Consider the following 24728-nt stretch of genomic DNA (forward strand, 5'->3'; position numbering starts at 1 on the left):
TTCTCCCCCTTCACCCGGCGCGGACCCGGGTCAGATGGGGCGCGAGCGCCAGCGCGACGGGCTCGCCGTAGGTGGCGGTGATCCGGCCGAGGAGGCCGGCGGTGTCGATCCCGTACTCCTGCGGCCCCTTGGTCTCCAGTACGAGGGTGGCGAGGCCGCAGCCCAGCGCGGCGGCGGCCTCGGGGTCCACGCCCCAGCCGGTGGCGACGAGGAAGCCCGCCCGGAAGGCGTCCCCGACCCCGGTGGGGTCGACGGCCTGCCGGGCCGGCACGGCGGGGCGCTGGGCCGCGGGCTCCCCGGCCCGTTCGACGCGGACGCCCTCGGCGCCGAGCGTGGTGAGCCAGGTGCCCACCCGTGCCAGCACCTCGTCGTGCGGCCAGCCGGTGCGTTCCACGAGCAGTGCGGCCTCGTACTCGTTGGTGAACAAGTACGCGGCGCCGTCCACGAGTTCGCGTGCCTCGCCGTCGGTGAGGCGGGCCAGCTGCTGCGAGGGGTCGGCGGCGAAGGGGACGCCGGCCGCCCGGCACGCGCGGGTGTGGCGCAGCATGGCCTCGGGCGCGTCGGGGCCGATGAGCACGAGCCCGAAGGGGCCGTGCCGGCGGACGGCCGCCAGGAGGTCGATGTCGGCCGCCTCCGCCATCGCACCGGCGTAGAAGACGGCGATCTGGTTCTGGTCGGTGTCCGTGGTGCACATGAAGCGGGCCGTGTGCCGGGTCGCGGAGACGTGCACGGCGGCGGTGTCGACGCCGCCTTCCTTGAGCCGGACCTCGTAGTCGGCGAAGTCGGCGCCGACCGCCCCGACCAGCAGCGGACTCTCGCCCAGCCGTCCGAGGCCCAGCGCGATGTTGGCCCCCACACCCCCGCGCCGTACCTCCAGGTCGTCCACCAGGAAGGACAGCGAGACGTGATCGACCTGCTGGGCGAGGATCTGGTCCCGGAACCGGCCCGGGAACACGGCGAGGTGATCGGTGGCGATGGAACCGGACACGGCGATGCGCACGGTGTGACTCCCGGGTGTGGGGGGACGGCTGGGCGGCTCGGTGCGGCGGGGTTTCAGACGTCCGCCGCCGTACGCAGGGCGTCGACGCGGTCGGTGCGTTCCCAGGTGAAGTCGGGGAGCTCACGGCCGAAGTGCCCGTAGGCCGCGGTCTGGGCGTAGATGGGCCGCAGCAGGTCCAGGTCCCGGATGACGGCGGCCGGGCGCAGGTCGAAGACCTCCCGGATCGCCTTCTCGATGGCGGCCTGCGGCACGGTGGCGGTGCCGAAGGTCTCCACGAACAGGCCGACCGGCTCGGCCCTGCCGATGGCGTAGGCGACCTGGACCTCGCACCGCCGGGCCAGCCGTGCCGCGACGACGTTCTTGGCGACCCAGCGCATGGCGTAGGCGGCCGAACGGTCCACCTTGGAGGGGTCCTTGCCGGAGAAGGCGCCCCCGCCGTGCCGGGCGTACCCGCCGTAGGTGTCGATGATGATCTTCCGGCCGGTCAGACCGGCGTCGCCCATCGGCCCGCCGACCTCGAACCGGCCGGTCGGGTTCACCAGCAGCCGGTACCCGTCCGTCGCCAGGGCCAGCCCCGACTCGGCCAGCTCCTTGAGGACGTGGTCCACCACATGGGTGCGGATGTCGGGGGTCAGCAGCGCGTCGAGGTCCACGTCGGCGGCGTGCTGGGAGGAGACCACGACGGTGTCCAGCCGGGCCGGGCGGCTGCCCTCGTACTCGATGGTGACCTGCGTCTTGCCGTCGGGACGCAGGTAGGGGAGGGTGCCGTTCTTGCGGACCTCGGTGAGGCGGCGGGCGAGCCGGTGGGCGAGGTGGATGGGCAGCGGCATCAGCTCGGGCGTCTCGTCGGAGGCGTAACCGAACATCAGGCCCTGGTCGCCGGCGCCCTGCCGGTCCAGTTCGCCCTCGCCGCCCTCCACACGCGACTCGTAGGCGGTGTCGACACCCTGGGCGATGTCGGGGGACTGGGCGCCGATCGCCACCGACACCCCGCAGGACGCGCCGTCGAAGCCCTTGGCCGAGGAGTCGTAGCCGATCTCCAGCACCTTGTCCCGCACCAGCTGGGCGATGGGCGCGTAGGCGCTGGTGCTGACCTCGCCCGCCACGTGCACCAGACCGGTGGTGAGCATCGTCTCCACGGCCACCCGGGCGGTGGGGTCCTGGGCGAGGAGCGCGTCGAGGATGGTGTCGCTGATCTGGTCGGCGATCTTGTCGGGGTGTCCCTCCGTGACCGACTCGGAGGTGAAGAGGCGACGGGACATGGGTTCCTGCCTTTCGCTCGTACGGGGATCAGGGGGTCTCTCTCAGGGGGCGCCGGTCCGGGCCAGGGCGAGGCCCCTGGTCTCGGGCGCGGCACGCAGCGAGACGGCCGCGCCGAACAGCGAGACCGCCGCGCCGCACAGCATCACCGCGCCGACGCCCCACGACGTCAGGGCGGTCGGCACCAGGAAGGTGCCGACGGCACCGCCGATACGGCTGCACGCGGCGGCGAAACCGATACCGGTGGCGCGGATCTCGGTCGGGAAGACCTCGCTCGGGTAGACCGCCTGGAGCGTGCTGCCGGCGGCATGGCTCAGCGCGAAGGCGGCGAAGCACACGGCGGTCAGGGCCACCGGGGCGCCCGGGGCCACGCCCAGCACCAGCAGGGCGGCGGTGGCCACGAAGAACGGGACGACGAGCAGCGGGCGGCGGCCGACCCGGTCGAGCAGCAGCACACCGCACAGACAGCCCACCAGGAGGAAGGTGTTGAGCACCACCTCCGTCGCGCCCCCGGTCGTCCCGAGCGAGGACAGCACCTGCGGCGCGAAGGTGGAGATGGCGAAGAACGGGGTGACCTGGCACAGCCAGAAGGTGCCGGTGAACAGGGCGCGCCCGCGATAGGCGGCGGAGAACAGGCCGGGCCGGTCAGAGGAGGCTTGTACGTCGTCCCCGAGTTCCGCGAGGGTGTGCCCGAGCCACCGGCGGCAGACGGCGTCCGCCTCCCGGTGCCGCCCCCGCGCGGCGAGCCAGCGGGGCGACTCGGGGGTGCCGAGCCGGGCCAGCAGCACCACCACGGACGGGACCGCGCTGGTGGCGAGGATCAGCCGCCAGACGTGCGGCCCCTCCAGGCCGGCCGCCATGGCCAGACCGGTCAGGGTGGCCAGGACGTACCCGACGTACCAGTAGGCGATCAGCGAGCCGAGCAGCCGTCCCCGGCGGGCGGGGGGTGCGAACTCCGCCACCAGGGCACCGGCGATGGCGTAGTCGGCGCCGACCGCCATGCCCATCACCAGCCGGACCAGGAAGAGTTCGGTGCCGGAGCCGACGGTCAGCTGGAGCAGCGAGCCGGCGACGAACACCAACAGGTCGATGAGGTACATGCGCTGGCGGCCGACGCGGTCGGTGAGCCGGCCGAAGGCGAGGCCGCCGAGGAAGATGCCGATCAGCGAGGAGGCGCCGATCAGGCCGGTGGCGGTGGTGCCGAGGGCCAGGTCGTCGCGGGCCAGCGGCAGCGCGGCGCCCACCACGCCCAGCACCCAGCCGTCGCAGACCTCGCCGCCGCCCGCGCACACCGCGATACGGGTCTGGAAGCGGCGTACGGTCCGGGCGTCGGGACCGGTGACCGGGGGCGCCGTGGTCGTGGTCACCGGCCCGCCACCAGGTCCAGCGAGAGCCGCAGGTCGCGCGGCGCGGTGACGTCCAGCGTGCGGTCCTCCGCGAGCACCGCGGTCTGCAGGCTGCGCAGCTTGTGGGACGGCTCGATGCCGAGGTCCTCCACCAGCCGGCGGTTGAGCCCCTGGTACACGTCGAGGGCGTGGGCGGTGCGGCCGGACCGGTAGAGGGCCAGCATGTACTGGGCGTGCAGGTTCTCGTGGGTGGGGTGCCGGGAGACGAGGTCCCCCAGCTCGGAGATGAGCTGGTGGTGCATGCCCAGGCGCAGCTCCGCGTCCAGGCACTGCTCCAGGGCCGTCATCCGGATGCCTTCCAGGCGGGTGACATGGGCCTGGAGGTGCATCCCGGTCTCGACGTCGGCCAGGGTGGCGCCGCGCCACAGCCGCAGGGCGCCGCGCAGCGCGTGCGAGATCTCCCGCGCGTCGTCACCGGCCCGCGCGCCGCGCGCCTGGGCCAGCTGCTCGTCCAGGGTGTGCACGTCCAGACAACCGGCCGACAGATTGAGGACGTAGCCCTGGTGGTGGGTCTCCAGGACCCGCTTGGCGGCCTCGGTGCTCCCGATGCCGGGCAGCGCGGCCAGCGCCTGGCGGATGCGGAACACCCGTGTGTGCAGGCTCTGTACGGCGCTGCGCGGGGAGTCCTCGCCCCACAGTTCCTGCACGCAGGTGTTCAGCGTGACGAGAGAACCCTCGTTCAGCACCAGCAGGGCGAGGAGTTGTCGTGTCTTGGGGGCCGACGGCAGCCGGTCCGCGCCCTGCGCGGGGGACGCCGGGGTCGTCGCGGTGTCGAGGTCGGCGGTGAGCGGGCCGAGAACTCCGAACTTCATGCACGTTCCTCTCGTATGAAGGACGGGGGAGCCGGGGGAGGTCCCGCCTTCTCCACCGTAGGAACGTGCCGCGCCGACCGCCCACGATCGGCGGCCGGTTGACCGGGACTCCGTCACTGCTGGCCGTCCTGTCCCGGTACGCGGTGAAATCGGCCCCTCTGTACGGCCGGTAGCGGAGCTTCAGCCGATCGTAAGGACCGGCTGCTGTGCTGAAGTCATGGAACAGCGACTGGTCATTTTCGACTGCGACGGAGTGCTGGTCGACAGCGAGACGCTCAGCGCCGAAGTCCTGCGCACCATGACGGCGCCCGAACTGGCCCTCACCTCCGCCGAAGCGCTCCGCCTGCTGCGCGGACGCAAGGTGGCCCTCTGGGTCGAGGAGCTCGGCGAACGCCTCGGACGCCCACTGGGCGAGGAGTTCATCGCGGCGTTCCGCCGCCGCACCCTGGAAGCCTTCACGGGCGGACTGCTGCCGGTGCCCGGCGTGCGCGAGCTGCTGGCCGGCCTGTCCGTGCCCTACTGCACCGCCTCCAGCGCCCCCCGGGAGAAGATCACCCACGCCCTGTCCGTCACCGGCCTGCTGCCCCACTTCGAGGGCCGTATCTTCAGCGCCTACGAAGTGGGCTCCTGGAAACCGGAGCCGGACCTCTTCCTGCACGCCGCGCACCGGCTCGGCACCCCGCCACAGGACTGCGCCGTGGTGGAGGACTCCCTGGTCGGTGTCCAGGCGGCGGTCGCCGCCCGGATGACCGTCTTCGGCTACGCCCCGCCCGGCAGCGGCACCGCCGCCGAACTGGCCGGGGCCGGGGCGCACGTCTTCACCTCCATGGCGCGGCTGCCCGCCCTGCTCGGACACCGCCTCGCCACCACACCGCCGACGCCCGCCGTCTAGGCCCCGCCCGGCGCCCGCTCACCGTGCCCGTCAGCTTCCCCGAGGGAAGCGGAACGGAAGGTACTGCTCACGATGTCGATCGTCCTCGAAGAGATGCAGCGTCTCAGTCCGGCCGCCGAGATCTGGTGGGACTCCTCGCCGCTGGACTTCCCCCGCTGGCGCGACCAGTTCCTCGCCGGCGCCCCCGACCGGGCGTCCCGCGAACGCTGGGAGGGCCGGCTGCGCACCTTCCTGTGTCCCGACGACCCCGACGTCTCGCTCGTGCGCGGCGTCACCACCAACCCCTCGCTCGTCGCCCGGAGCGTGCTGGCCACCCCGGGCCCCTGGGAGGAGTGGATCGACCGGACGGTACGCGCACAGCCGCTGCCCGACCTCGACCACACCTTCCACCTCGTCTACGAGGAGGCGCTGCGCCGCGCGGCCCGCGCCATGCGCCCCATGTGGGAGGCGACCGGCGGCCGCTACGGCTGGGTCTCCGGACAGCTCGACCCGCGCCTGATGTTCCACGCCGGGGCCATGACCGAACAGGGCCTGAGAATCGCGCGGATCGCGCCCAACCTGATGGTGAAGGTGCCCGGCTCGGCCGCCGGCTACCAGACCATCCGCACCCTGGTCGGCCACGGCATCTCCGTCAACAACACGCTCTCGTACACCGTCCCGCAGTTCCTCGCCTGCGTGGACGCCGTGAACGGCGGACTGCGGGACGCGGCCCGCCGGGGCGTGGACACCACCCGCTGGCGCGCGGTCTTCACCCACATGATCGGCCGGTTCGGCGCCAACACCGACCTGCTGCACGAGGCGGCGGCCCGTGACGTCGAACTGACGGCCACGGACCTGCGCTGGGGCGAGATCGCCGTCCTCAAGCGCGTCCACCGGCTCATCGCCGAGCACGGCCACCCGGTCAAGCCGCTGCTCTCCAGCCTGGAGACCGACGACCCGGCCCAGGGCTTCGGCGGCCTCAGCATGCACCTGGAACACAGCGCCGGCGGCTCCGTCGCCTACACCTGCAAGCCGCAGTTCGTCGGGGACGTCGTACGGCGCGAGGCGGAGCTGCCCCGGCTGGACGCCCGGGCGATCCACGCCGACGTGCCCGGGCAGGTCCTGGACAAGCTGATGTGGCTGCCCTCCTTCCAGCGCGGCTACCTCCCCGACGGCATGTCCGCCGACCAGTTCGCCCACTACGGCGCGTTCACCGCCACCTACGCCGAGGTCCTCGGCAACACCCGGCGCCTGCTGGACTTCGTCGCCCGCCGCTTCCAGGCCCTCTCCAGCCGGGCCCGCCCGCTCAGCCTGTCCGGGCACCCCCGGTGACCGCACGCCCGGCGCCGTCCCGTCCACGTCTGTCCAGGAGGCAGGAGCCCGTGCACCCGTCGATCGCACTGTGGAGCCACCCGCGCTCCCTGTCCACGGCCGTCGAACGCTCCTTCATCGAACGCGGCGACTTCACCGTCTTCCACGAGGAGTTCGCCTACGTCTTCTTCATGCACGAGGAGCGGGCCGCCATCCCGCACAAGAACCCGCAGGACGGCCACCCCCTCACCTACCCGGACGTGCGGCGGATGATGGAGGACGCGCGCGCCGAACGCCCCGTGTTCCACAAGGACTTCCCCTACCACTGCCTCGACCACCTGCTCGCCGACCCCGAGTACCTGCGCGGCCAGACGCACACCTTCCTGGTCCGCGACCCGGAAGAGGCCGTGCTCTCGCACGCCACCGTCCACCCCGGGGTCACCCGCGAGGTCCTCGGCTACGAGCCGCTGGCCCGGCTCTTCGACGCGGTGCGCGAACTGACCGGCGAGACCCCGGTCGTCATCAACGCGGCCGACCTCGCCGCCGACGCCGAGGGGACCCTGTCCGCCTACTGCGCGGCCATCGGCGTGCCCTTCCGGCCCGAGGCCCTGCGCTGGTCCAGCGGCGAGCGCGGCGAGTGGGCCACCTGGAGTGGCTGGCACACCGACGTCGCGGCCAGCACCGGCATCGGCGCCCCCGCCCGCAAGTACCGCGTGAGCTACGACGAGGCGCCCCACCTGCGCGAGTTCGTCCAGTACTGCAAGCCGTTCTACGACCACATCGACCAGTACCGGCTCCGGCCGGAGAAGGAGGCCGTGGCATGACTACCGACGCCCTCACGCCCGAGACCCGCACGATCATCGTCACCGGCGGCGCCAGCGGCGTCGGCAAGGCCCTGGTGGGCCGACTGCTCGACGCCGGGCACACCGTGGTGACCTGCGACATCGACGAGGCCGGCCTGAAGGACCTGGCCGCCGCGCACGCCGGCCGCCCGCTTGAGACGCATGTCCGGGACGTGGCCTCGCACGAGGACTGCGACGCCTTCATGGACGACGTCATCGCCGCCCACCCCGAGGTGGACGGCCTGGTCAACAACGCCGGTCTCTACCTGGGACAGCCGGTGTGGGAGTACGACGACGCCACCATCGAGCGGGTCATCGCGGTCAACGTCAAGGGACCCGTCTGGCTCTCCCGCCGCTTCGCCGGCCATCTGCTGCCCGAGAAGCGGCGCGGCGCCATCGTCAACCTGGCGTCCGTCGCGGGCGAGGTCGGCAGCTCCGACGCGCTGTACGGCACCGTGAAGGCCGGGGTCATCGGCCTGACCAAGTCCAACGCCATGAACTTCGCCCCGTACATCCGGGTCAACGTGGTCTCGCCCGGCCTCATCGTCGACACGGCCATCGCGGACCGCATACCCGACTACCGCTACGCCGAGTACAAGCGCCAGGAGCAGCTCGACGGCGACATCCGCCCCGAGTACGTCGCCGACGTCTGCGTCTACCTGCTGTCCGACGCCTCGCGCACCCTGACCGGCGCGCTCCTGCGCTCGGACAACGGCTGCTACCCCCGCTGACCGGCCCCCCAAGGGCCCAGGAAGGAGACACCGTGACGACCAAGCCCCTCATCATGCTCGTCGGCGTGGGCGACCTGTCCGCGAGGGTCCTCAACATGCTGCTGGCCGACCCCGCCACCGACCGCGTGGTGCTCGCCGGCCGCGACCCCGAGGCGCTGCGCCGGCGGGCCAACCTCGCCCGCTTCACCGCCACCAACATCAGCCGGCCGCCCACGCCCCCGACGGCCGTCGCCATGGACCTGTGGGACGTGGACGCGACCAGCGCCACGCTCGCCGAGGTACGCCCCGACATCATCGTGATGGGCGCCTCCCTCCAGTCCTGGCGGGTGATCACCCAGTTGCCCAAGCCGGTCTTCGAGGAGCTGGACGAGGCCCAGTTCGGCCCCTGGCTGCCGATGCACCTCACCCTCAACCACCTCCTGATGCGCGCGGTGCACGCCTCCGGCACCGGCGCCAAGGTCGTCAACGCGGCCTTCCCCGACGCCGTGGGACCCGTACTCCAGCGGGTGGGACTCGCCCCGACGGTGGGCGCGGGCAACGTCGCCAACATCGTGCCGGCCCTCACCCACGGCGCCGCCATGCTGCTCGACGCCGACCCCGGCGACGTGGAGGTGCGGCTCACCAGCCAGCACTACTTCAGCCACTACGTGCCCCGCTTCGGCGACGCCGGCCGGGGCGCCTACGACCTGGACGTCCGGCTGACCGGCGGCGAAGCCCGGGACATCGACCACGGTGAGCTGTTCCGCCTGCTGGACGGCCCGCTCAAACGGATCGGCGGCATCGAGGGCCAGCTCCTCACCGCGTCCTCCGTGGTGCGCGTGGTGCACGGCCTGGCCACCGACAGCGGCGTACGCGCCCACGCCCCGGCCCCCGGCGGACTCCCCGGCGGCTACCCGGTGCGTGTGTACCGGCACGGCGCCGTGCTCGACCTGCCCGCCCACCTCGACGAGGCCACCGCCGTCGCCCTCAACGAGGACTGCCAGCGCGCCGACGGCATCGACCGCATCGACGACGACGGGACGGTGCACTTCGCCGAGCGCGAGATGGCCGTCATGCGCCGCCTGCTCGGCTACGACTGCCCGAGCATGAAGCTCGACGAGTCCGCCGAGTGGGCTCGTGAACTCGGCGCGAAGTACGCCGCGTTCGCCGCCCGGCACGGCGTCTGACGCCCCCGCCCCGCACCCGGACCCGACCCTGCCCCTGGAGAGCTCCCATGACCACAGCACGGACGATCCACCCGGTTCAGGAGGGCGCCGCACAGTACGGCGCGTCCCTGGTCGACCGCTGGGACGACCTGATCGACTGGAATCGGCGCCGCGACGGCGAACAGGGCTTCTTCGTCGAGATCCTGGGCGGCGCCGAGGCCCACCGCGTCCTCGACACGGCCGCGGGCACCGGCTACCACTCGGTGATGCTCGCCGCCCACGGCTTCGACGTGACGGCCGTCGACGGCAGCGCGGCGATGGTCGAGCGCACCCGGCGCAACGCCGCCGCCCACGGCCACGACTTCCCCGTGCTGTGCTCCGACTGGCGCGAGCTGTCCGGCCGCCTGGAAGGCACCTACGACGCGGTGGTCTGCCTGGGCAGTTCCTTCCCGCACCTGTTCGACGAGGCCGACCGCCGGGCCGTACTCGCCCAGTTCTACGCGGCCCTGAAGCCCGGCGGGATCTTCATCGTCGACCACCGCAACTTCGACTCCGTGCGCCGGCAGCGCTACACGAGCAGCGGCAACTACTACTACTGCGGCAGCGGCGTCAGCGTCTCGGTCGACCACGCCGACGACCGGCTGTGCCGCTTCCGCTACGACTTCCCCGACGGCGACGTGCACCACCTGGAGGTCTACCCGATCCTGTCGGCCGAGCTGGACGGCCTGCTGCGCGACACGGGCTTCGAATCGGTCCAGGACTTCGGCGACTTCAAGCAGGACTTCGACCTCGACGAGGCCGACTTCCTGATCCACGTCGCCCGCAAGGCGTGACAAGGCGTAAGGAGAACCACGTGACGAGCACCGTCACCGAACCACGGCGGGGGCCGGAGCGGAACCGCACCGTCGCCGCGTTCGTCATCACCATCCTGCTCACCAGCTTCGTGGCCGCGACCTACGGCTTCGGGTTCTACCTGTTCGCGCAGATCGTCACCGACATGCGCGACGACCTGGGCTTCGGCTACACCGTGGTCGGCACGGTCACCGCCGCCGGCCAGCTGGGCTTCCTCGCGTTCGCGCTGCTGGGCACCTGGGTGTCGACCCGGCTCGGCGGAGGCACCGTCACCATCGGCTCGGCCGTGCTGTGCGGAATCTGCCTCGTGCTGATCCCGATGACGGACAGCATCGTGCTCATCGGCGTCCTGCTGACCATCCTCGGCGGCACCGCCGCCTCCGTGTACGTCCCCCTGGTGGAGATCGTCGGCCGGGTCGTCGACTACCGGCACCGCGGCAAGGTGCTCGGGCTGATCTCCAGCGGCACCAGCTACGGCGTCTTCGTCAACAGCCTCCTCGTGCCGTCCTTCGTCGGCTCCGGCAACTGGCGCGGCCTGTGGTACTGCGTGGGCCTGGGCACCCTGGCCGTCACGGCGGTCGCCGCCTACGCCTTCAAGCGGTACGGCCTGTTCTACAGCCCCGCCGAGAACCAGGCCGACAACCAGGCAGGGGAGCACGAGGACGCCGCGGCCGACACCACCAGCGCGCGGGCCGGCTGGCGCATGGTGCTGGTCCGCTGGGTGGTCATCGTCTGGATCATCAAGTTCCTCAACGGGTTCGCCTGCATGCCGTTCCAGAACTACCTCTCGCCCTACCTGCGCGAAGGACTCGGCTTCGACATCCACTTCGCCGCCCAGGTCTGGGGCACCATCGCCGTCATCGGCATGGGCGCCGGCTTCGCCGTCGGCTGGCTCTCGGACCGCATCGGCGTGCGCCGCTCGATGCTGCTCTGCTACGCCATGTTCTTCACCTCGGCGCTGCTGCTCGTCCTGGCCCCGGTCGGCTACGTGCCCATGGTCTCCGGCGTCCTCTTCGCGCTGGCCTTCTACCCGATCTACGGACTGGTGCCGGCCTACGTCTCCAAGTCCGCATCCGGAGCGGCCGCCACCGTCATCTTCGGCGTCACCAACGTCACCCAGGGCCTCGGCGGCATCGTCGGCAACTACACCGCCGGGTTCCTGAAGAACGTCACCGGCGACTTCATGTGGTACTACGCCGTGATCGCGGCGGCCACGGTCGTGCTGGGCGCCCTCGTGCTGCAACTGCCCCACGAGGGCTCCGCCGCGAGCTTCGTCGGCCGCCGTGCCCCGAGGTCCGTATCCGACAAGGAAACCAGTCATGCCTGACACCCTGTCCGCGACCCCCGAGACCCCGCCCGCCCCCGGCCACCACACCAGCCACGGCTACTGCGCCTGCTGGCCCGGCGCGACCGTGTGGCTGACTGGCCTGCCCAGCGCGGGCAAGACCACCATCGCGCACGAGCTGGCCGAACGGCTGCGCGGCGCCGGACGCCGGGTGGAGGTGCTCGACGGGGACGAGATCCGCTCCTTCCTCTCCGCCGGCCTCGGCTTCTCCCGCGCCGACCGCGACACCAACGTCCAGCGCATCGGGCTGGTCGCGGAGACCCTGGCCCGCAACGGCATCGTCGCCCTGGTCCCGGTCATCGCCCCCTACGCCGACAGCCGGGAGCGGGTCCGCGCACGCCATCGGCGCTCCGACACCGCCTATCTGGAGGTCCATGTGGCGACTCCGGTCGAGGTATGCGCGGAACGGGACGTGAAGGGCCTGTACGCCCGGCAGGCCGCCGGTGAACTCTCCGGCCTGACCGGGGTGGACGACCCCTACGAGACACCGGCCGCCCCCGACCTGCGCATCGAGTCGCACACCCAGACCGTGCCGGAGTCGGCGGCCTCCCTCCACACGCTGCTCCAGGAAAGGGGACTGGCATGACACAGGCCGCGACCCGCAGCACGGCCCAGGAGACCCCGTACGCCCTCTCCCACTTGGACGCTCTGGAGTCGGAGGCGGTGCATATCTTCCGTGAGGTGGCGGGGGAGTTCGAGAACCCGGTGATCCTGTTCTCCGGGGGCAAGGACTCGATCGTCATGCTGCACCTCGCGCTGAAGGCGTTCGCTCCGGCGGCGGTGCCGTTCTCCCTGCTTCATGTGGACACGGGACACAACTTTCCCGAGGTGCTGGAGTACCGGGACCGTGTGGTGGCTGCACATGGGCTGCGCCTCCATGTGGCCTCCGTTCAGGAGTACATCGACCGGGGTGTGCTCCGGGAACGTCCCGACGGGACCCGGAACCCGTTGCAGACGCTGCCGCTGACGGAGAAGATCCAGAGCGAGCGTTTCGACGCGGTGTTCGGCGGGGGCCGGCGGGATGAGGAGAAGGCCCGAGCGAAGGAGCGGGTGTTCTCCCTGCGGGACGAGTTCTCCCAGTGGGACCCGCGCCGTCAGCGCCCGGAGCTGTGGAACCTGTACAACGGCCGCCACGCCCCCGGCGAGCACGTGCGGGTGTTCCCGCTGTCGAACTGGACCGAGCTGGACGTGTGGCAGTACATCGCCCGCGAGGGCATCGACCTGCCGGAGATCTACTTCGCGCACGAGCGGGAGGTGTTCTCCCGCAGCGGCATGTGGCTGACCGCCGGTGAGTGGGGCGGGCCGAAGGACACCGAGCCGGTCCAGATCCGGCTGGTGCGTTACCGCACGGTGGGTGACATGTCCTGCACGGGTGCCGTCGACTCCGACGCCACCACCCTGGAAGCGGTCATCACCGAGATCGCCGCGTCCCGCCTGACCGAACGGGGCGCCACCCGCGCCGACGACAAACTCTCCGAAGCCGCCATGGAAGACCGCAAGCGGGAAGGGTACTTCTGACCATGACCCCGAGCACCGGTACCGGCACGAGCACCACCCTGAGCACGACCGCGACCGACACTCTGCGCTTCGCCACGGCCGGCTCCGTCGACGACGGCAAGTCGACGCTCGTCGGACGCCTCCTGCACGACTCCAAGTCCGTCCTCGCCGACCAGTTGGAGGCCGTCGAACACGCCTCCCGCGCCCGTGGCCAGCAGAGCACCGACCTGGCCCTGCTCACCGACGGCCTGCGCGCCGAGCGCGAACAGGGCATCACCATCGACGTGGCCTACCGCTACTTCGCCACCCCGCGCCGCCGCTTCATCCTGGCCGACACCCCCGGCCACGAGCAGTACACCCGGAACATGGTCACCGGCGCCTCCACCGCCGAACTGACCGTGATCCTGGTCGACGCCCGCAACGGGGTGGTCGAGCAGACCCGACGCCACGCGGCCATCGCCGCCCTGCTCCGCGTCCCGCACGTCGTGCTCGCCGTCAACAAGATGGACCTGGCCGGCTACTCCGAGGAGGTGTTCGCCGCCATCACCGACGAGTTCGCCCGGTACGCCGCGAAACTCGGCATCGCCGAACTCACCGCCATCCCGGTCTCCGCGCTCGCCGGGGACAACGTGGTCGAACCCTCCGCGCACATGGACTGGTACGGCGGCCCCACCGTCCTGGACCACCTGGAGAACGTCCCCACGGCCGGCCGCCCCGAAGGCGCACCGGGCCGTTTCCCGGTCCAGTACGTCACCCGCCCGCAGACGCCCGAACTCCCCGACTACCGCGGCTACGCGGGCCAGATCGCCTCCGGCTCGCTGTACGTAGGGCAGCCCGTGTCGGTGCTCCCCTCGGGGCGGACCTCCACCATCGCCGGGATCGACGTGCTCGGAAGGCGGGCGGACAGCGCGTTCGCACCGCAGTCCGTGACCGTGTCCCTCGCCGACGACGTGGACGTGGCCCGCGGTGACCTCATCGCGCCCACGGCCGACCTGCCACCGATGACGCGCGAGGTCACCGCGACCGTGTGCCATGTCGCGGACCAGCCGCTGGTGCCGGGCCGACGGGTCCTGCTCAAGCACGGGACCCGTACCGTCACGGCGATCGTCAAGGACATCCCCTCCCGGCTCACCCTCGACGACCTGTCCCAGCACGCCGGCCCCGGCCGGCTCACCGCCAACGACATCGGCCGGGTCGTCGTCCGCACCGCCGAACCCGTCGCCCTCGACGGCTACGCGGCCTCCCGGCGCACCGGCTCTTTCCTGCTCATCGACCCGGCGGACGGCACCACGCTCAGCGCCGGGATGGCGGACTGAGGGCCCCGGGCCCGGTCAGCGGAGCCGGCCGAGGAAGCCGAGCAGGGCGCCGGTGAGTTCGGCGGGCGCGTCCTCCTGGACCAGATGCCCGGCCCCCGCGATGGGCTCCAGCCGGGCGCCGGGGATGCGGGCGGCCAGCTCGCGGCCCTTGACCGGCGGGATCCAGGTGTCCTCCTGGCCCCAGCACACCAGGGCCGGGACGGTGATCTCGCCGTACCGGTCCTGGATCTCGTCGGTGTAGCGCTGGTCGGCCTGGGCGATCTGCCGGTAGAACGCCGCCTGCCCCTCGGTGTCGAGCCACGGCTGTACGAGCCGGTCCAGGACCGCCGGGTGCAGTCCGGGACCGCTGGCCGAGCCGACGTACTCCCGCACCAGCGCGCCGTGCAGGGCGGGCGGCAGTTCCTCGAAGACCTCGGCGTTGGCGCCGACGAGCCGGAAGAAGGGAGAGCCCCAGGGAGCCAGCGCCACGGGGTCGACAAGCGCCAGCGCCCGGTAGCGGGCGCCGTGCAGCAGGTGGGCGCGCAGGGCGACGCAGCCGCCGAAGTCGTGGGCGATCACCGTCGGTTCGGCCAGGTCCCACAGGGAGAGGAGTTCGGTGAAGACCTCGCCCTGGGCGGCCAGGGACACGTCCTGCCCCTTGAACTTCTCCGACTGGCCGTAGCCGGGCATGTCCCAGACGAACACCTGGTGGTGCCGGGCGAGCGTCCGGGCGATGTCACGCCACACATAGGAGGAGAAGGGGGTGCCGTGCAGCAGCACGACGGGTTCCTGTCCGGGCTGCCCGAGGCTGTTCCAGCGCACGGTCCCCGCCGTGCTGCGATAGGTCTGGTCGAGCTGCCATTCACGCATGTGCTTCGTCCCTGTCGTCGCTGTCCGAACCATGGATGATCAAGCCATCTCCCCGAGCCTGCAACACGGGCGCGTCCATATGAGTCAGCCCGGCACAGCGAGTCGGAATCGGCATGCGGTGCCCCGGGCACCGAGGCATACTGTCGGGGGCCTCGGGGATCTGGTTACGCTGCGCGGACTGTGCTCTCGGGAGGTTCGGATGGGTCGTCCTGGTACGCGGAAGCCGGCGATGCTGGTGGCTCTGGCCGCCGTCGCCTCGATGGGCGCCGCCGCGCCGCCCCCGGCAGCACCGGGCGGGCCCGGCGGGAAGGTGCCCGTGGCGGTCGGCTACGGAGGCGCGGTCTCCAGCGTCGACGCCGACGCCAGCGCGGCCGGCATCGAGGTGCTGCGCAACGGCGGCAACGCGGTCGACGCCGCCGTGGCCACCGCCGCCGCGCTGGGCGTCACCGAGCCGTACTCGGCGGGCGTGGGCGGAGGCGGCTACTTCGTCTACTACGACGCCAAGTCCCGTACCGTGCACACCATCGACGGCCGCGAGACCGCCCCGCTCAGCGCCCGCTCCGACCTGTTCCTGGAGAACGGCAAGCCGCTGGCCTTCGCGGATGCCGTCACCAGCGGACTGAGCGTCGGCACTCCGGGCACCCCCGCCACCTGGCAGACGGCACTGCGCAGTTGGGGCACCAGCAGCCTCGCCCGTGTGCTGCGGCCGGCCGAGCGGATCGCCCGCGACGGCTTCACCGTGGACGACACCTTCCGCTCGCAGACCGCCGCCAACGAGACCCGGTTCCGTTACTTCCCGGACACCGCCAGGCTGTTCCTGCCCGGGGGCAGGCTTCCCGAGGTCGGCTCGACCCTCAGGAACCCCGATCTGGCCAAGACCTACCAGGAGTTGGGCCGCAAGGGCGCCGACGCGGTCTACCGGGGCGACCTCGGCCGGGACATTCTCGCAGCCGTCAACAAGCCCCCGGTGGACCCCGCTTCGGGCTGGAACGCCCGCCCCGGCAAGCTGACCGCCAAGGACCTGTCGGCCTACCGCGCCAAGCTCCAGCGGCCCACCGACACCTCGTACCGGGGCTTGAAGGTGTACTCCATCGCGCCCTCCTCCTCCGGCGGTACCACCGTGGGTGAGGCGCTCAACATCCTGGAGAAGAGCGACCTTTCCAAGGCGAGCGAGACCCAGTATCTGCACCGGTACATCGAGGCGAGCCGGATCGCGTTCGCCGACCGGGGCCGCTGGGTCGGGGATCCCGCCTTCGAGGACGTGCCCACCCAGCAGCTGCTCTCGCAGCGGTTCGCCGACTCGCGGGCCTGCCTGATCAAGCCCGACGCCGTCCTGACCAGCCCGCTCGCCCCCGGCGATCCCCGCCACCCGGCCGCCTGCGCCAACAAGGGCAAGACCGCGCCGACCACGTACGAGGGCGAGAACACCACCCACCTCACCGTCTCCGACAAGTGGGGCAACGTCGTCTCCTACACGCTCACCATCGAGCAGACCGGCGGCAGCGGCATCACCGTGCCCGGCCGGGGCTTCCTGCTCAACAACGAGCTGACCGACTTCTCCTTCGCCCCCGCGAGCCCCGGCGTCCCCGACCCCAACCTGCCCGGCCCCGGCAAGCGCCCGCGCTCCTCGATCTCCCCGACGATCGTCCTGGACCGGCACGACAAGCCCGTCGTGGCGCTCGGTTCGCCCGGCGGTGCCACCATCATCACCACCGTCCTCCAGACCCTCACCGAGTTCGTCGACCGGGGACTCCCGCTGGTCGACGCCATCGCCGCACCCCGCGCCAGCCAGCGCAACGCCGCCCAGACCGAACTCGAACCCGCCCTGTACGACAGCGCGTTGCGCGAGCGGCTGGAACAGCTCGGGCACAGCTTCAAGCTCAACCCCGAGATCGGCGCCGCCACCGGCGTCCAGCGGCTGCCGAACGGGAAGTGGCTGGCCGCCGCCGAGACGACCCGGCGCGGCGGCGGCTCCGCGATGGTGGTGAACCCGACGGGCTGACGGGACTCAGGCGCCCTCGCGCCGCGCCTCGGCCGGCTGGGCCTCCTGGCCCTGGACCCGGAAGTCCAGCCGCCCGTCCGCCACATCGACCGTCACCTCGCCGCCCTCGGCCACCGTGCCCTTCAGCAGCAGCCGCGACAGCTGGTTGTCCACCTCGCGCTGGATCGTGCGGCGCAGCGGGCGGGCGCCGTACTCCGGCTGATGGCCTCGCTCGGCCAGCCAGTCCACGGCCGCGTCGGTGAAGTCCACGCTCACCCCCCGGGCGCTGGTGAGTTCGCGGGTGCCGTTGAGCAACAGGTCGGTGATCCGGCGCAGTTGCTCGGGGGTGAGCTGGCGGAACACCACGATCTCGTCGATCCGGTTGAGGAACTCCGGCCGGAAGTGCTCCCGCAGCGGCCGCAGGATCTGCTCCCGCCGCGCCTCCTCGTCCGCGTCCGCGCCGCCCGGCCCGAACCCGATCCCCGCGCCGCGCCGGGTGATGACGTCCGAACCCAGGTTGCTGGTCATCACGATGACCGTGTTGGTGAAGTCCACCGTCCGCCCCTGGGCGTCGGTCAGCCGGCCGTCGTCCAGCACCTGGAGCAGGATGTTGAAGACATCCGGGTGCGCCTTCTCCACCTCGTCCAGCAGCAGCAGTGAGTACGGGTTGCGGCGCACCACCTCGGTGAGCTGGCCCGCCTCCTCGTGGCCGACGTAACCGGGCGGCGCCCCGACCAGCCGGGAGACGGTGTGCCGCTCCTGGTACTCGCTCATGTCGAGCCGCACCATGCGGTCCTCGCTGCCGAACAGCGACTCGGCCAGCGCGCGGGCCAGTTCGGTCTTGCCGACCCCGGTCGGACCGAGGAACAGGAAGCTGCCGATCGGCCGGTCCGGGCTGGACAGCCCCGCGCGGGAACGCAGTACGGCGTCCGCGACCACGTTGACCGCCTCGTCCTGGCCGACCACCCGCTCGTGCAGATGCTGCTCCAGGCCGAGCAGGCGCTCCTTCTCCTCCTGGGTCAGCCGGCTCACCGGCACCCCGGTCTGCCGGGACACCACCTCGGCGATGGCCTCCGCCGTCACCTCCAGGTTCTGCCCCTCGACGGCCTCCCCGTCGTCCGCCGCCTCCGAGATCCGCCGCTGGATGTCCGCGATCCGGTCCCTCAACTGCGTGGCCTGCTCGTACTGTTCGTCCGCCACCGCCTGGTCCTTGTCCCGGACCAGCTGCTCGGCCTCGCGCTCCAGCGCCCGTACGTCCGCGCCCTTGGTCCGGGCGCCGAGCCGTACCCGCGCGCCCGCCTGGTCGATCAGGTCGATGGCCTTGTCGGGCAGTCGCCGGTCGGTGAGATAGCGGTCGGACAGCTCCACGGCAGCCGCCAGCGCCTCGTCCGAGTAGCGGACCTGGTGGTGGGCCTCGTAGCGGTCGCGCAGCCCGCGCAGGATCTCCAGCGCGTCCTCCACGGACGGCTCGGGCACCTGGATGGGCTGGAAGCGGCGGGCCAGCGCGGCGTCCTTCTCGATCCGCCGGAACTCCTCCAGCGTGGTCGCGCCGACGATGTGCAGCTCGCCGCGGGCCAGGGCGGGCTTGAGGATGTTGCCCGCGTCCATCGCGCCGCCCTCGCCGCCGGTGCCCGCGCCCACCACGGTGTGCAGCTCGTCGATGAAGACGACCAGCTTGTCCGAGTGCGCGCGGATCTCCTGCACGATGTTGTTCAGGCGCTCCTCGAAATCGCCCCGGTAGCGGGTGCCGGCCACCACAGCGGTCAGGTCCAGCGCCACCACCCGGCGCTCCTCCAGGCCCTCGGGCACGTCCCCGTCCGCGATGCGCTGCGCCAGCCCCTCGACCACGGCGGTCTTGCCGACGCCCGCGTCACCGATCAGCACCGGGTTGTTCTTGCCGCGCCGGGACAGCACCTCGATGGTCTGCTCGATCTCCTTCTCCCTGCCGATCACCGGGTCGATCCGGTTCTCGCGGGCCAGCTCGGTCAGGTCGCGCCCGTACTTGTCCAGCGTCGGTGTGGTCGTGGGCCGGGGGCGGTCCTGGCGGCCCTGGGCGGTCTCCGGCGCCTCGGGCGGTGCGGGTTCCGCCTTGAACCGGGCCGCGTGCAGGATGTGCCCGGCGGCCGAGTCCGGGTTCATGGCGAGGGCGCTCAGCACGTGCTCGGGGCCGATGTACCCGGCGCCGCTGGCCCGTGCCATCTCGTGCGCCTCCATCAGCGCCCGCTTGACGGCCGGGGTCAGGGAGAGCGCGGTCGGCGGCACCTTGCCCGGCGGGTGCTGCACGGGTCCGGCACGGCCGTCGATCTCGGTGGCCATCGAGTCCGGGTTCGCCCCGGACCGGCTGAGCAGGCTGCGGGTGGGCTCGCTGGACAGGGCGGCGCGCAGCAGGTGCTGGGTGTCCAGATCCCGGCTGCCGTGCTCCGCCGCGTACTGCGCGGCCCCCTTGACCAGCTCGCGCGCGGGCTGGCTCAGCAGGCGGCCGATGTCCACCTGGCGGGGGCCGCCGGGCTGGCCCGGATTCCCGGTGCCGCCGAAGAAGCGGGAGAAGAACTCCCCGAAGGGGTCGCCCTCGGGGCCGATGTAGCCGCTGGTCATCGTTTCCGTCCTTCGCAGACGACGCGTGCGGAGCGGCCGGGTACCCCGGATCGGCCGCTCTTGAAACGATGGCACGCCCCGGGGGGAAGGGCACCCGCAGCCGGTCCCGCGTTACGAGCCCGCGCCCTGCCGTACCGGCTCGCGGGCCGTCAGGACGCGCGGACCCGCGTCCGTGATCGCCACAGTGTGCTCGGCGTGGGCCGCGCGGGAGCCGTCGTCGCTGCGCAGGGTCCAGCCGTCGGGGTCGGGATGGTAGCCGTCCCGGCCGCCCGCGATCAGCATCGGTTCGATCGCCAGGACCATCCCGTGGCGCAGCGGCATGCCCCGCCCGGGGCGGCCCTCGTTCGGTACGCCGGGGTCCTCGTGCATCTCGCGTCCGATGCCGTGGCCGCCGAAGTCGGCGGGGATGCCGTATCCGGCGGCGCGGCACACGGTGCCGATGGCGTGGGCGATGTCGCCGATGCGGTTGCCGACGACCGCCGCCTCGATGCCGGCCGCCAGCGCCCGCTCGGCGGTGTCGATCAGGGTCAGGTCCTCGGGGCGCGGGCGGCCGACCACGAAGCTGATCGCAGAGTCACCGGCCCAGCCGTCCAGCAGGGCGCCGCAGTCCACGGAGAGGAGGTCGCCGTCCCGCAGGCGGTAAGCGGTCGGGATGCCGTGCACGATCGCGTCGTTCACCGAGGCGCAGATCACCGCCGGGAAGGGGGTCGGCGCGAAGGAGGGCCGGTAGCCGAGGAAGGGCGAGGTCGCGCCCGCCTCGCGTAGGACCGCGCGGGCGACCTCGTCCAGTTCCCGCAGGCTCACGCCCACGCCGGCGGCTTCCCGTACCGCCGTCAGGGCACGGCCGACGACCTGGCCGGCCGCGTGCATGGACTCGATGGAGGCGTCCGTCTTGAGTTCAACCATGCCAATTACTATACCGGTATTAGAATGGGTGCCATGGTGCGCACCCCCCTGACCCCCGAAGAGCGCGAGCGCGGCGAACAGCTCGGTCGGCTGCTGCGCGAGGCGCGCGGTCCGCGGAGCATGACCGAGGTCGCCGCGGTCGCCGGAATCTCCGCCGAGACCCTCCGCAAGATCGAGACCGGCCGGGCGCCGACCCCCGCCTTCTTCACCGTGGCGGCGCTCGCGCGGGCCCTCGGCCTCTCCATGGACGAGCTGATCGTCCGCTGCGCGCCGGTCCCGGTCTGAGCCGTTCCGCAAACCGTGCGTAGCAGGCCCGTAACACGGCTGGTGTTGCCTGGCTCCCGCAGTGCTGGCCGACGGGCGGGAGCCGGTAAGTGGCGGAACAACTCACGGCGGTGGCGGGGGAGTTCGGGTCCTACCTGGACGGCCTCCTGTCCCGCCTCGACCAGAACGCGGGCTGGTGCGGGGTCTTCTGGCACCGTGACCCGGACGGCATGCGTGCCTGCCGCGAGGGGCGCGAGGTGCCGCCGTGGGACGTGGTCGACGCGCTGCTGCGGGACCTCGCGGCGACGTACGGCTCCGTGGCCGCCCTCGCCGAGCGCGAGCGTGCCCGCGTGCTGCACACGGCGGCCCTCACCGCGTACGACGCCCGCCCCGGCGTCCACGACACCCTGACCCGGCGCCTCCGCGCCACCCTCCGCGAGCGCCACGACGCCGATGAACGCGAGGCCGCGCTGACCCACCGCCTCGCCGGGGCGAGGACGGAGGCCGAGGAGGAGGCCCTCCGCGTCGACCTGGCCTGGGCGCGGGACGCCCGGCACCGGGCGACGGCGCGGTGTGCGGAGCTGCGGGACCGGCTGGCGCGGATCGACCGCCCGGGGGCGCCGGAGGTGAGGGTGCCGGTCCAGGGGGCGGCCGGCGGTACCTCTCGCGCGTCCATGTCCGACTTCGCGCCGAACGGCCCCGCCGAAGGCCACCCGGCCGCCGAACCCGCCGCCAAGCCCCGCAAGCGCCGCCGTGGCAGCGCCCGTTTCGCGGGCCTGGACGACGAGATTCCCGCCCCCCTGACCTTCCCCGGCGCCCCGCAGGCCACCTCCGACCTCCGGGGCGCCCGTTTCGCGGGAGCCGAGGACGAGGCCGGGGCCGAGGGTGAGGGACAGGAGGCGGTCGGCTTCGTGCCCCACCCCGACGACCACCGCGCCGTGGCCGGAGCCGTCGCGCGCCTCGCCGCCCTCCGTGCCGCAGGCCGCGGCGGTGAGGCGTACACGCTCCTGGCGGAAGCCGCCCGCTGGCCCGCCGTGCGCCTCCCCCTCCTCGCCGACGCCCTCGCCCACGCCGACTGGACCACCCTCCGCTGGGAGGCGGCGGCCCTGCCCCCGGAGCAACTGGTCGTGGCGGCAGCCGCGTTGACGGCAGCCGGACGCCCCGAGGATGCCGACCGCCTGCTCCGCGAGGGCGCCGCCCGCCCGCCGGAGGACACCGGCGCCGCAGTGGCGCGACTCCAGGAAGTGGGCCGCACCCGCGACGCCCGTACCCTCCTCGACGCCTGCCTCCGCACCCGCACCCCCGAGGACGCGGCCCGCCTCGCCGCCCCCGACCCCGACCGCCTCACCCCCCCTCCTCCTCGACGCGGCCCGGCACGTCTCCGAGGACCACCACCGGGACCTCCTCCACGCACTCCGCGCCGCCGGGATCACCCCCTGACCGGCACCCCGCTCACCCGCAGGGGTGTGAATCGGGGCCGAATCAGCGGGTTGCCGACGATGGTCTTGGCAAGGGCGTCCAAGAGGCTTACTTTCGTCCCTCTACGGCCCGTTTCTACGGGCGTAGAGGCTCGGACGCCGCGTCGAAGGAGCAGCTCATGGCCAACGTCGTACGTGCCGCACTGGTTCAGGCCACCTGGACCGGCGACACCGAGTCCATGATCGAGAAGCACGAGGAGTACGCCCGCGAGGCCGCGCGCCAGGGCGCGAGGATCATCGGGTTCCAGGAGGTGTTCAACGCCCCCTACTTCTGCCAGGTGCAGGAGCCCGAGCACTACCGCTGGGCGGAACCGGTCCCGGACGGCCCGACCGTGACCCGGATGCGGGAACTGGCCCGCGAGACCGGCATGGTGATCGTCGTCCCGGTCTTCGAGGTCGACGGCTCCGGGTTCTACTACAACACCGCCGCCGTGATCGACGCCGACGGCAGCTACCTCGGCAAGTACCGCAAGCACCACATCCCGCAGGTCAAGGGCTTCTGGGAGAAGTACTACTTCAAACCCGGCAACCTCGGCTGGCCCGTCTTCGACACGGCGGTCGGCAAGGTCGGCGTCTACATCTGCTACGACCGCCACTTCCCCGAGGGCTGGCGCCAACTGGGACTCAATGGCGCCCAGTTGGTCTACAACCCGTCCGCCACCCACCGTGGACTCTCCTCCCACCTCTGGCAGTTGGAGCAGCCGGCGGCGGCCGTCGCCAACGAGTACTTCGTCGCCGCCATCAACCGGGTCGGCCAGGAGGAGTACGGCGACAACGACTTCTACGGCACGTCGTACTTCGTGGACCCGCGCGGCCAGTTCGTCGGCGAGGTCGGGGACGACAAGACCGAGGAACTCCTCGTCCGGGACCTGGACTTCGACCTCATCGACGAGGTCAGGCAGCAGTGGGCGTTCTACCGCGACCGCCGCCCCGACGCCTACGAGGGGCTGGTGAACCCGTGAACGACCTCTACGCCCGCCACCGCAAGGTCATGCCGGACTGGCTCGCGCTCTACTACGACGACCCGCTGGAGATCACCCACGGCGAGGGCCGGCACGTCTGGGACGCCCAGGGCAACCGCTACCTGGACTTCTTCGGCGGCATCCTCACCACCATGACCGCGCACGCGCTCCCCGAGGTCACCAAGGCGGTGACCGAGCAGGCCGGGCGGATCATCCACTCCTCGACCCTCTACCTCGACCGCCCGATGGTCGAACTGGCCGAGCGCGTCGCCATGGTGAGCGGCATCCCGGACGCGCGGGTCTTCTTCACCACCTCCGGCACCGAGGCCAACGACACGGCGATGCTGCTCGCCACCACCTACCGCCAGGGCAACACGGTCGTGGCGATGCGCAACAGCTACCACGGCCGGTCCTTCGGCGCGGTCGGCATCACCGGCAACCGCACCTGGTCCCCGACCTCCCTCTCCCCGCTCCAGACCCTGTACGTGCACGGCGGCGTCCGCACCCGCGGCCCCTACGCCGACCTGGACGACCGCGCCTTCATCGACGCCTGCGTGGCCGACCTGCGCGACCTCCTCGGCCAGACCCGGCCCCCGGTCGCGCTGATCGCCGAACCCATCCAGGGCGTCGGCGGGTTCACCTCCCCGCCGGACGGGCTGTACGCGGCGTTCAAGGAAGTCCTCGACGAGCACGGCGTCCTGTGGATCTCCGACGAGGTCCAGACCGGCTGGGGCCGTACCGGCGAGCACTTCTGGGGCTGGCAGGCGCACGACCGGAACGGCCCGCCGGACATCGTCACCTTCGCCAAGGGCATCGGCAACGGCATGTCCATCGGCGGGGTGATCGCCCGCGCCGAGATCATGAACTGCGTCGACGCCAACAGCATCTCCACCTTCGGCGGCACCCAGATCACCATGGCCGCCGGGCTCGCCAACCTCGGCTACCACCTCGAACACGACCTCCAGGGCAACGCCCGCCGGGTCGGCGGCCTGCTCATCGAGCTGCTGCGCGGGGTCACCGCCGGGCTGCCCGGCGTCCGCGAGGTGCGCGGCCGGGGGCTGATGATCGGCATCGAGCTGGTGAAGCCGGGCACCGACGAGGCCGACCCGGCCGCGGCCGCCGCCGTCCTGGAAGCGGCCCGCCGCAGCGGCCTGCTCATCGGCAAGGGCGGCGGCTACAACACCAGCGCCCTGCGCGTCGCCCCGCCGCTGACGCTCACCGTCGCGGAGGCCGAGGAAGGCGCGGCGATCCTCGGGAACGCGCTGAGGGGCACCTACGGGGACGCGCCGGGGAGCACGTACTAGG

At 72.3% G+C, this 24728-nt stretch carries 22 protein-coding genes; 15 read left to right on the forward strand and 7 right to left on the reverse strand.

All coding sequences use genetic code 11. The features are described 5' to 3' along the window. Positions 1 to 10 precede the first annotated feature (10 nt). Genes D0Z67_RS23770 through D0Z67_RS23785 form a run of 4 tightly spaced genes read right to left on the reverse strand, consistent with a single transcriptional unit; the run spans position 11 to position 4478 of the window. The gene (locus D0Z67_RS23770; RefSeq protein ID WP_031182561.1) at positions 11 to 1000 is read right to left on the reverse strand and encodes a carbohydrate kinase family protein; all 990 of its coding nucleotides are present in this window, start codon (positions 998 to 1000) and stop codon (positions 11 to 13) included. 53 nt (positions 1001 to 1053) lie between these two features. After that, positions 1054 to 2262, reverse strand: coding sequence for a methionine adenosyltransferase (gene metK, locus D0Z67_RS23775; RefSeq protein ID WP_031182562.1), 1209 nt, complete (start codon positions 2260 to 2262; stop codon positions 1054 to 1056). A gap of 42 nt (positions 2263 to 2304) precedes the next feature. Further along, positions 2305 to 3627, reverse strand: coding sequence for an MFS transporter (locus tag D0Z67_RS23780; protein ID WP_051887891.1), 1323 nt, complete (start codon positions 3625 to 3627; stop codon positions 2305 to 2307). Then, positions 3624 to 4478, reverse strand: coding sequence for an AfsR/SARP family transcriptional regulator (locus tag D0Z67_RS23785; RefSeq protein WP_031182564.1), 855 nt, complete (start codon positions 4476 to 4478; stop codon positions 3624 to 3626). Before D0Z67_RS23785 ends, D0Z67_RS23780 begins: the two co-directional genes overlap by 4 nt. A gap of 217 nt (positions 4479 to 4695) precedes the next feature. Between D0Z67_RS23785 and D0Z67_RS23790 the strand changes: the two genes are divergently transcribed. From D0Z67_RS23790 to D0Z67_RS23835, 10 genes are all read left to right on the forward strand, one after another. Continuing rightward, positions 4696 to 5370: an HAD family hydrolase gene (locus D0Z67_RS23790; RefSeq protein ID WP_051887892.1), complete on the forward strand. Its 675-nt coding sequence runs from the start codon at positions 4696 to 4698 to the stop codon at positions 5368 to 5370. 72 nt (positions 5371 to 5442) lie between these two features. Further along, positions 5443 to 6681 (forward strand): transaldolase family protein, encoded by a 1239-nt coding sequence (locus D0Z67_RS23795; RefSeq protein WP_031182566.1) that lies wholly within the window; start codon positions 5443 to 5445, stop codon positions 6679 to 6681. A 50-nt stretch (positions 6682 to 6731) separates the two neighbouring features. After that, positions 6732 to 7484, forward strand: a complete 753-nt coding sequence (locus tag D0Z67_RS23800; protein ID WP_051887893.1) for a sulfotransferase-like domain-containing protein — start codon at positions 6732 to 6734, stop codon at positions 7482 to 7484. Continuing rightward, a complete protein-coding gene (locus tag D0Z67_RS23805; protein WP_031182568.1) occupies positions 7481 to 8233 on the forward strand; it encodes an SDR family NAD(P)-dependent oxidoreductase in 753 nt (250 codons plus the stop codon). The genes D0Z67_RS23800 and D0Z67_RS23805 overlap by 4 nt, the downstream gene beginning before the upstream one ends. 32 nt (positions 8234 to 8265) lie before the next feature. Then, positions 8266 to 9399: a hypothetical protein gene (locus D0Z67_RS23810; RefSeq protein WP_051887895.1), complete on the forward strand. Its 1134-nt coding sequence runs from the start codon at positions 8266 to 8268 to the stop codon at positions 9397 to 9399. A gap of 47 nt (positions 9400 to 9446) precedes the next feature. Beyond that, a complete protein-coding gene (locus D0Z67_RS23815; RefSeq protein ID WP_051887897.1) occupies positions 9447 to 10211 on the forward strand; it encodes a class I SAM-dependent methyltransferase in 765 nt (254 codons plus the stop codon). Positions 10212 to 10231: 20 nt separating this feature from the next. Then, entirely contained in the window at positions 10232 to 11557 is a 1326-nt protein-coding gene (locus D0Z67_RS23820; RefSeq protein WP_051887898.1) for an MFS transporter, read from the forward strand. Then, a complete protein-coding gene (cysC, locus tag D0Z67_RS23825; RefSeq protein WP_078873479.1) occupies positions 11550 to 12161 on the forward strand; it encodes an adenylyl-sulfate kinase in 612 nt (203 codons plus the stop codon). The genes D0Z67_RS23820 and cysC overlap by 8 nt, the downstream gene beginning before the upstream one ends. Next, the gene (gene cysD, locus D0Z67_RS23830) at positions 12158 to 13093 is read left to right on the forward strand and encodes a sulfate adenylyltransferase subunit CysD (protein WP_131589700.1); all 936 of its coding nucleotides are present in this window, start codon (positions 12158 to 12160) and stop codon (positions 13091 to 13093) included. The genes cysC and cysD overlap by 4 nt, the downstream gene beginning before the upstream one ends. A 2-nt stretch (positions 13094 to 13095) precedes the next feature. Beyond that, positions 13096 to 14388, forward strand: coding sequence for a sulfate adenylyltransferase subunit 1 (locus tag D0Z67_RS23835; protein ID WP_031183633.1), 1293 nt, complete (start codon positions 13096 to 13098; stop codon positions 14386 to 14388). A 15-nt stretch (positions 14389 to 14403) separates the two neighbouring features. Here the strand turns inward: D0Z67_RS23835 and D0Z67_RS23840 are convergent, their stop codons facing one another. Beyond that, positions 14404 to 15237, reverse strand: a complete 834-nt coding sequence (locus D0Z67_RS23840) for an alpha/beta fold hydrolase (RefSeq protein ID WP_031183632.1) — start codon at positions 15235 to 15237, stop codon at positions 14404 to 14406. A gap of 199 nt (positions 15238 to 15436) precedes the next feature. Between D0Z67_RS23840 and ggt the strand changes: the two genes are divergently transcribed. Then, positions 15437 to 17239, forward strand: a complete 1803-nt coding sequence (gene ggt / locus D0Z67_RS23845) for a gamma-glutamyltransferase (RefSeq protein WP_031183631.1) — start codon at positions 15437 to 15439, stop codon at positions 17237 to 17239. Between the two features lie 6 nt (positions 17240 to 17245). Here ggt and D0Z67_RS23850 read toward each other — a convergent pair whose 3' ends face one another. Together D0Z67_RS23850 and map are read right to left on the reverse strand one after the other, a co-directional pair. Continuing rightward, positions 17246 to 19813 (reverse strand): ATP-dependent Clp protease ATP-binding subunit, encoded by a 2568-nt coding sequence (locus D0Z67_RS23850; protein ID WP_031183630.1) that lies wholly within the window; start codon positions 19811 to 19813, stop codon positions 17246 to 17248. Positions 19814 to 19924: 111 nt separating this feature from the next. After that, complete coding sequence (map, locus tag D0Z67_RS23855; protein ID WP_031183629.1) at positions 19925 to 20719, reverse strand: type I methionyl aminopeptidase; 795 nt, start codon at positions 20717 to 20719, stop codon at positions 19925 to 19927. 33 nt (positions 20720 to 20752) lie between these two features. Here map and D0Z67_RS23860 point away from each other — a divergent pair, with 33 nt between their 5' ends. The 4 genes from D0Z67_RS23860 to D0Z67_RS23875 all read left to right on the forward strand — a co-directional run bounded on the left by D0Z67_RS23860 (position 20753) and on the right by D0Z67_RS23875 (position 24727). Next, a complete protein-coding gene (locus D0Z67_RS23860) occupies positions 20753 to 21004 on the forward strand; it encodes a helix-turn-helix domain-containing protein (RefSeq protein WP_031183628.1) in 252 nt (83 codons plus the stop codon). Between the two features lie 89 nt (positions 21005 to 21093). Beyond that, complete coding sequence (locus D0Z67_RS23865) at positions 21094 to 22644, forward strand: hypothetical protein (RefSeq protein WP_338058807.1); 1551 nt, start codon at positions 21094 to 21096, stop codon at positions 22642 to 22644. Beyond that, complete coding sequence (locus D0Z67_RS23870; protein WP_031183627.1) at positions 22581 to 23423, forward strand: nitrilase-related carbon-nitrogen hydrolase; 843 nt, start codon at positions 22581 to 22583, stop codon at positions 23421 to 23423. The genes D0Z67_RS23865 and D0Z67_RS23870 overlap by 64 nt, the downstream gene beginning before the upstream one ends. Next, entirely contained in the window at positions 23420 to 24727 is a 1308-nt protein-coding gene (locus tag D0Z67_RS23875) for an aspartate aminotransferase family protein (RefSeq protein ID WP_031183626.1), read from the forward strand. The genes D0Z67_RS23870 and D0Z67_RS23875 overlap by 4 nt, the downstream gene beginning before the upstream one ends. The last annotated feature ends 1 nt before the right edge of the window (position 24728 follow it).

Source organism: Streptomyces seoulensis, from assembly GCF_004328625.1.
Classification (GTDB): Bacteria; Actinomycetota; Actinomycetes; order Streptomycetales; family Streptomycetaceae; genus Streptomyces; species Streptomyces seoulensis.

Coding starts and splice junctions, on each gene's coding strand:
- metK (WP_031182562.1), bottom strand. CDS start 2,262: ATGTCCCGTCGCCTCTTCACCTCCGAGTCGGTCACGGAGGGACACCCC.
- D0Z67_RS23785 (WP_031182564.1), bottom strand. CDS start 4,478: ATGAAGTTCGGAGTTCTCGGCCCGCTCACCGCCGACCTCGACACCGCG.
- D0Z67_RS23790 (WP_051887892.1), top strand. CDS start 4,696: ATGGAACAGCGACTGGTCATTTTCGACTGCGACGGAGTGCTGGTCGAC.
- D0Z67_RS23795 (WP_031182566.1), top strand. CDS start 5,443: ATGTCGATCGTCCTCGAAGAGATGCAGCGTCTCAGTCCGGCCGCCGAG.
- D0Z67_RS23805 (WP_031182568.1), top strand. CDS start 7,481: ATGACTACCGACGCCCTCACGCCCGAGACCCGCACGATCATCGTCACC.
- D0Z67_RS23815 (WP_051887897.1), top strand. CDS start 9,447: ATGACCACAGCACGGACGATCCACCCGGTTCAGGAGGGCGCCGCACAG.
- cysC (WP_078873479.1), top strand. CDS start 11,550: ATGCCTGACACCCTGTCCGCGACCCCCGAGACCCCGCCCGCCCCCGGC.
- cysD (WP_131589700.1), top strand. CDS start 12,158: ATGACACAGGCCGCGACCCGCAGCACGGCCCAGGAGACCCCGTACGCC.
- D0Z67_RS23835 (WP_031183633.1), top strand. CDS start 13,096: ATGACCCCGAGCACCGGTACCGGCACGAGCACCACCCTGAGCACGACC.
- D0Z67_RS23840 (WP_031183632.1), bottom strand. CDS start 15,237: ATGCGTGAATGGCAGCTCGACCAGACCTATCGCAGCACGGCGGGGACC.
- ggt (WP_031183631.1), top strand. CDS start 15,437: ATGGGTCGTCCTGGTACGCGGAAGCCGGCGATGCTGGTGGCTCTGGCC.
- D0Z67_RS23850 (WP_031183630.1), bottom strand. CDS start 19,813: ATGACCAGCGGCTACATCGGCCCCGAGGGCGACCCCTTCGGGGAGTTC.
- map (WP_031183629.1), bottom strand. CDS start 20,719: ATGGTTGAACTCAAGACGGACGCCTCCATCGAGTCCATGCACGCGGCC.
- D0Z67_RS23860 (WP_031183628.1), top strand. CDS start 20,753: ATGGTGCGCACCCCCCTGACCCCCGAAGAGCGCGAGCGCGGCGAACAG.
- D0Z67_RS23870 (WP_031183627.1), top strand. CDS start 22,581: ATGGCCAACGTCGTACGTGCCGCACTGGTTCAGGCCACCTGGACCGGC.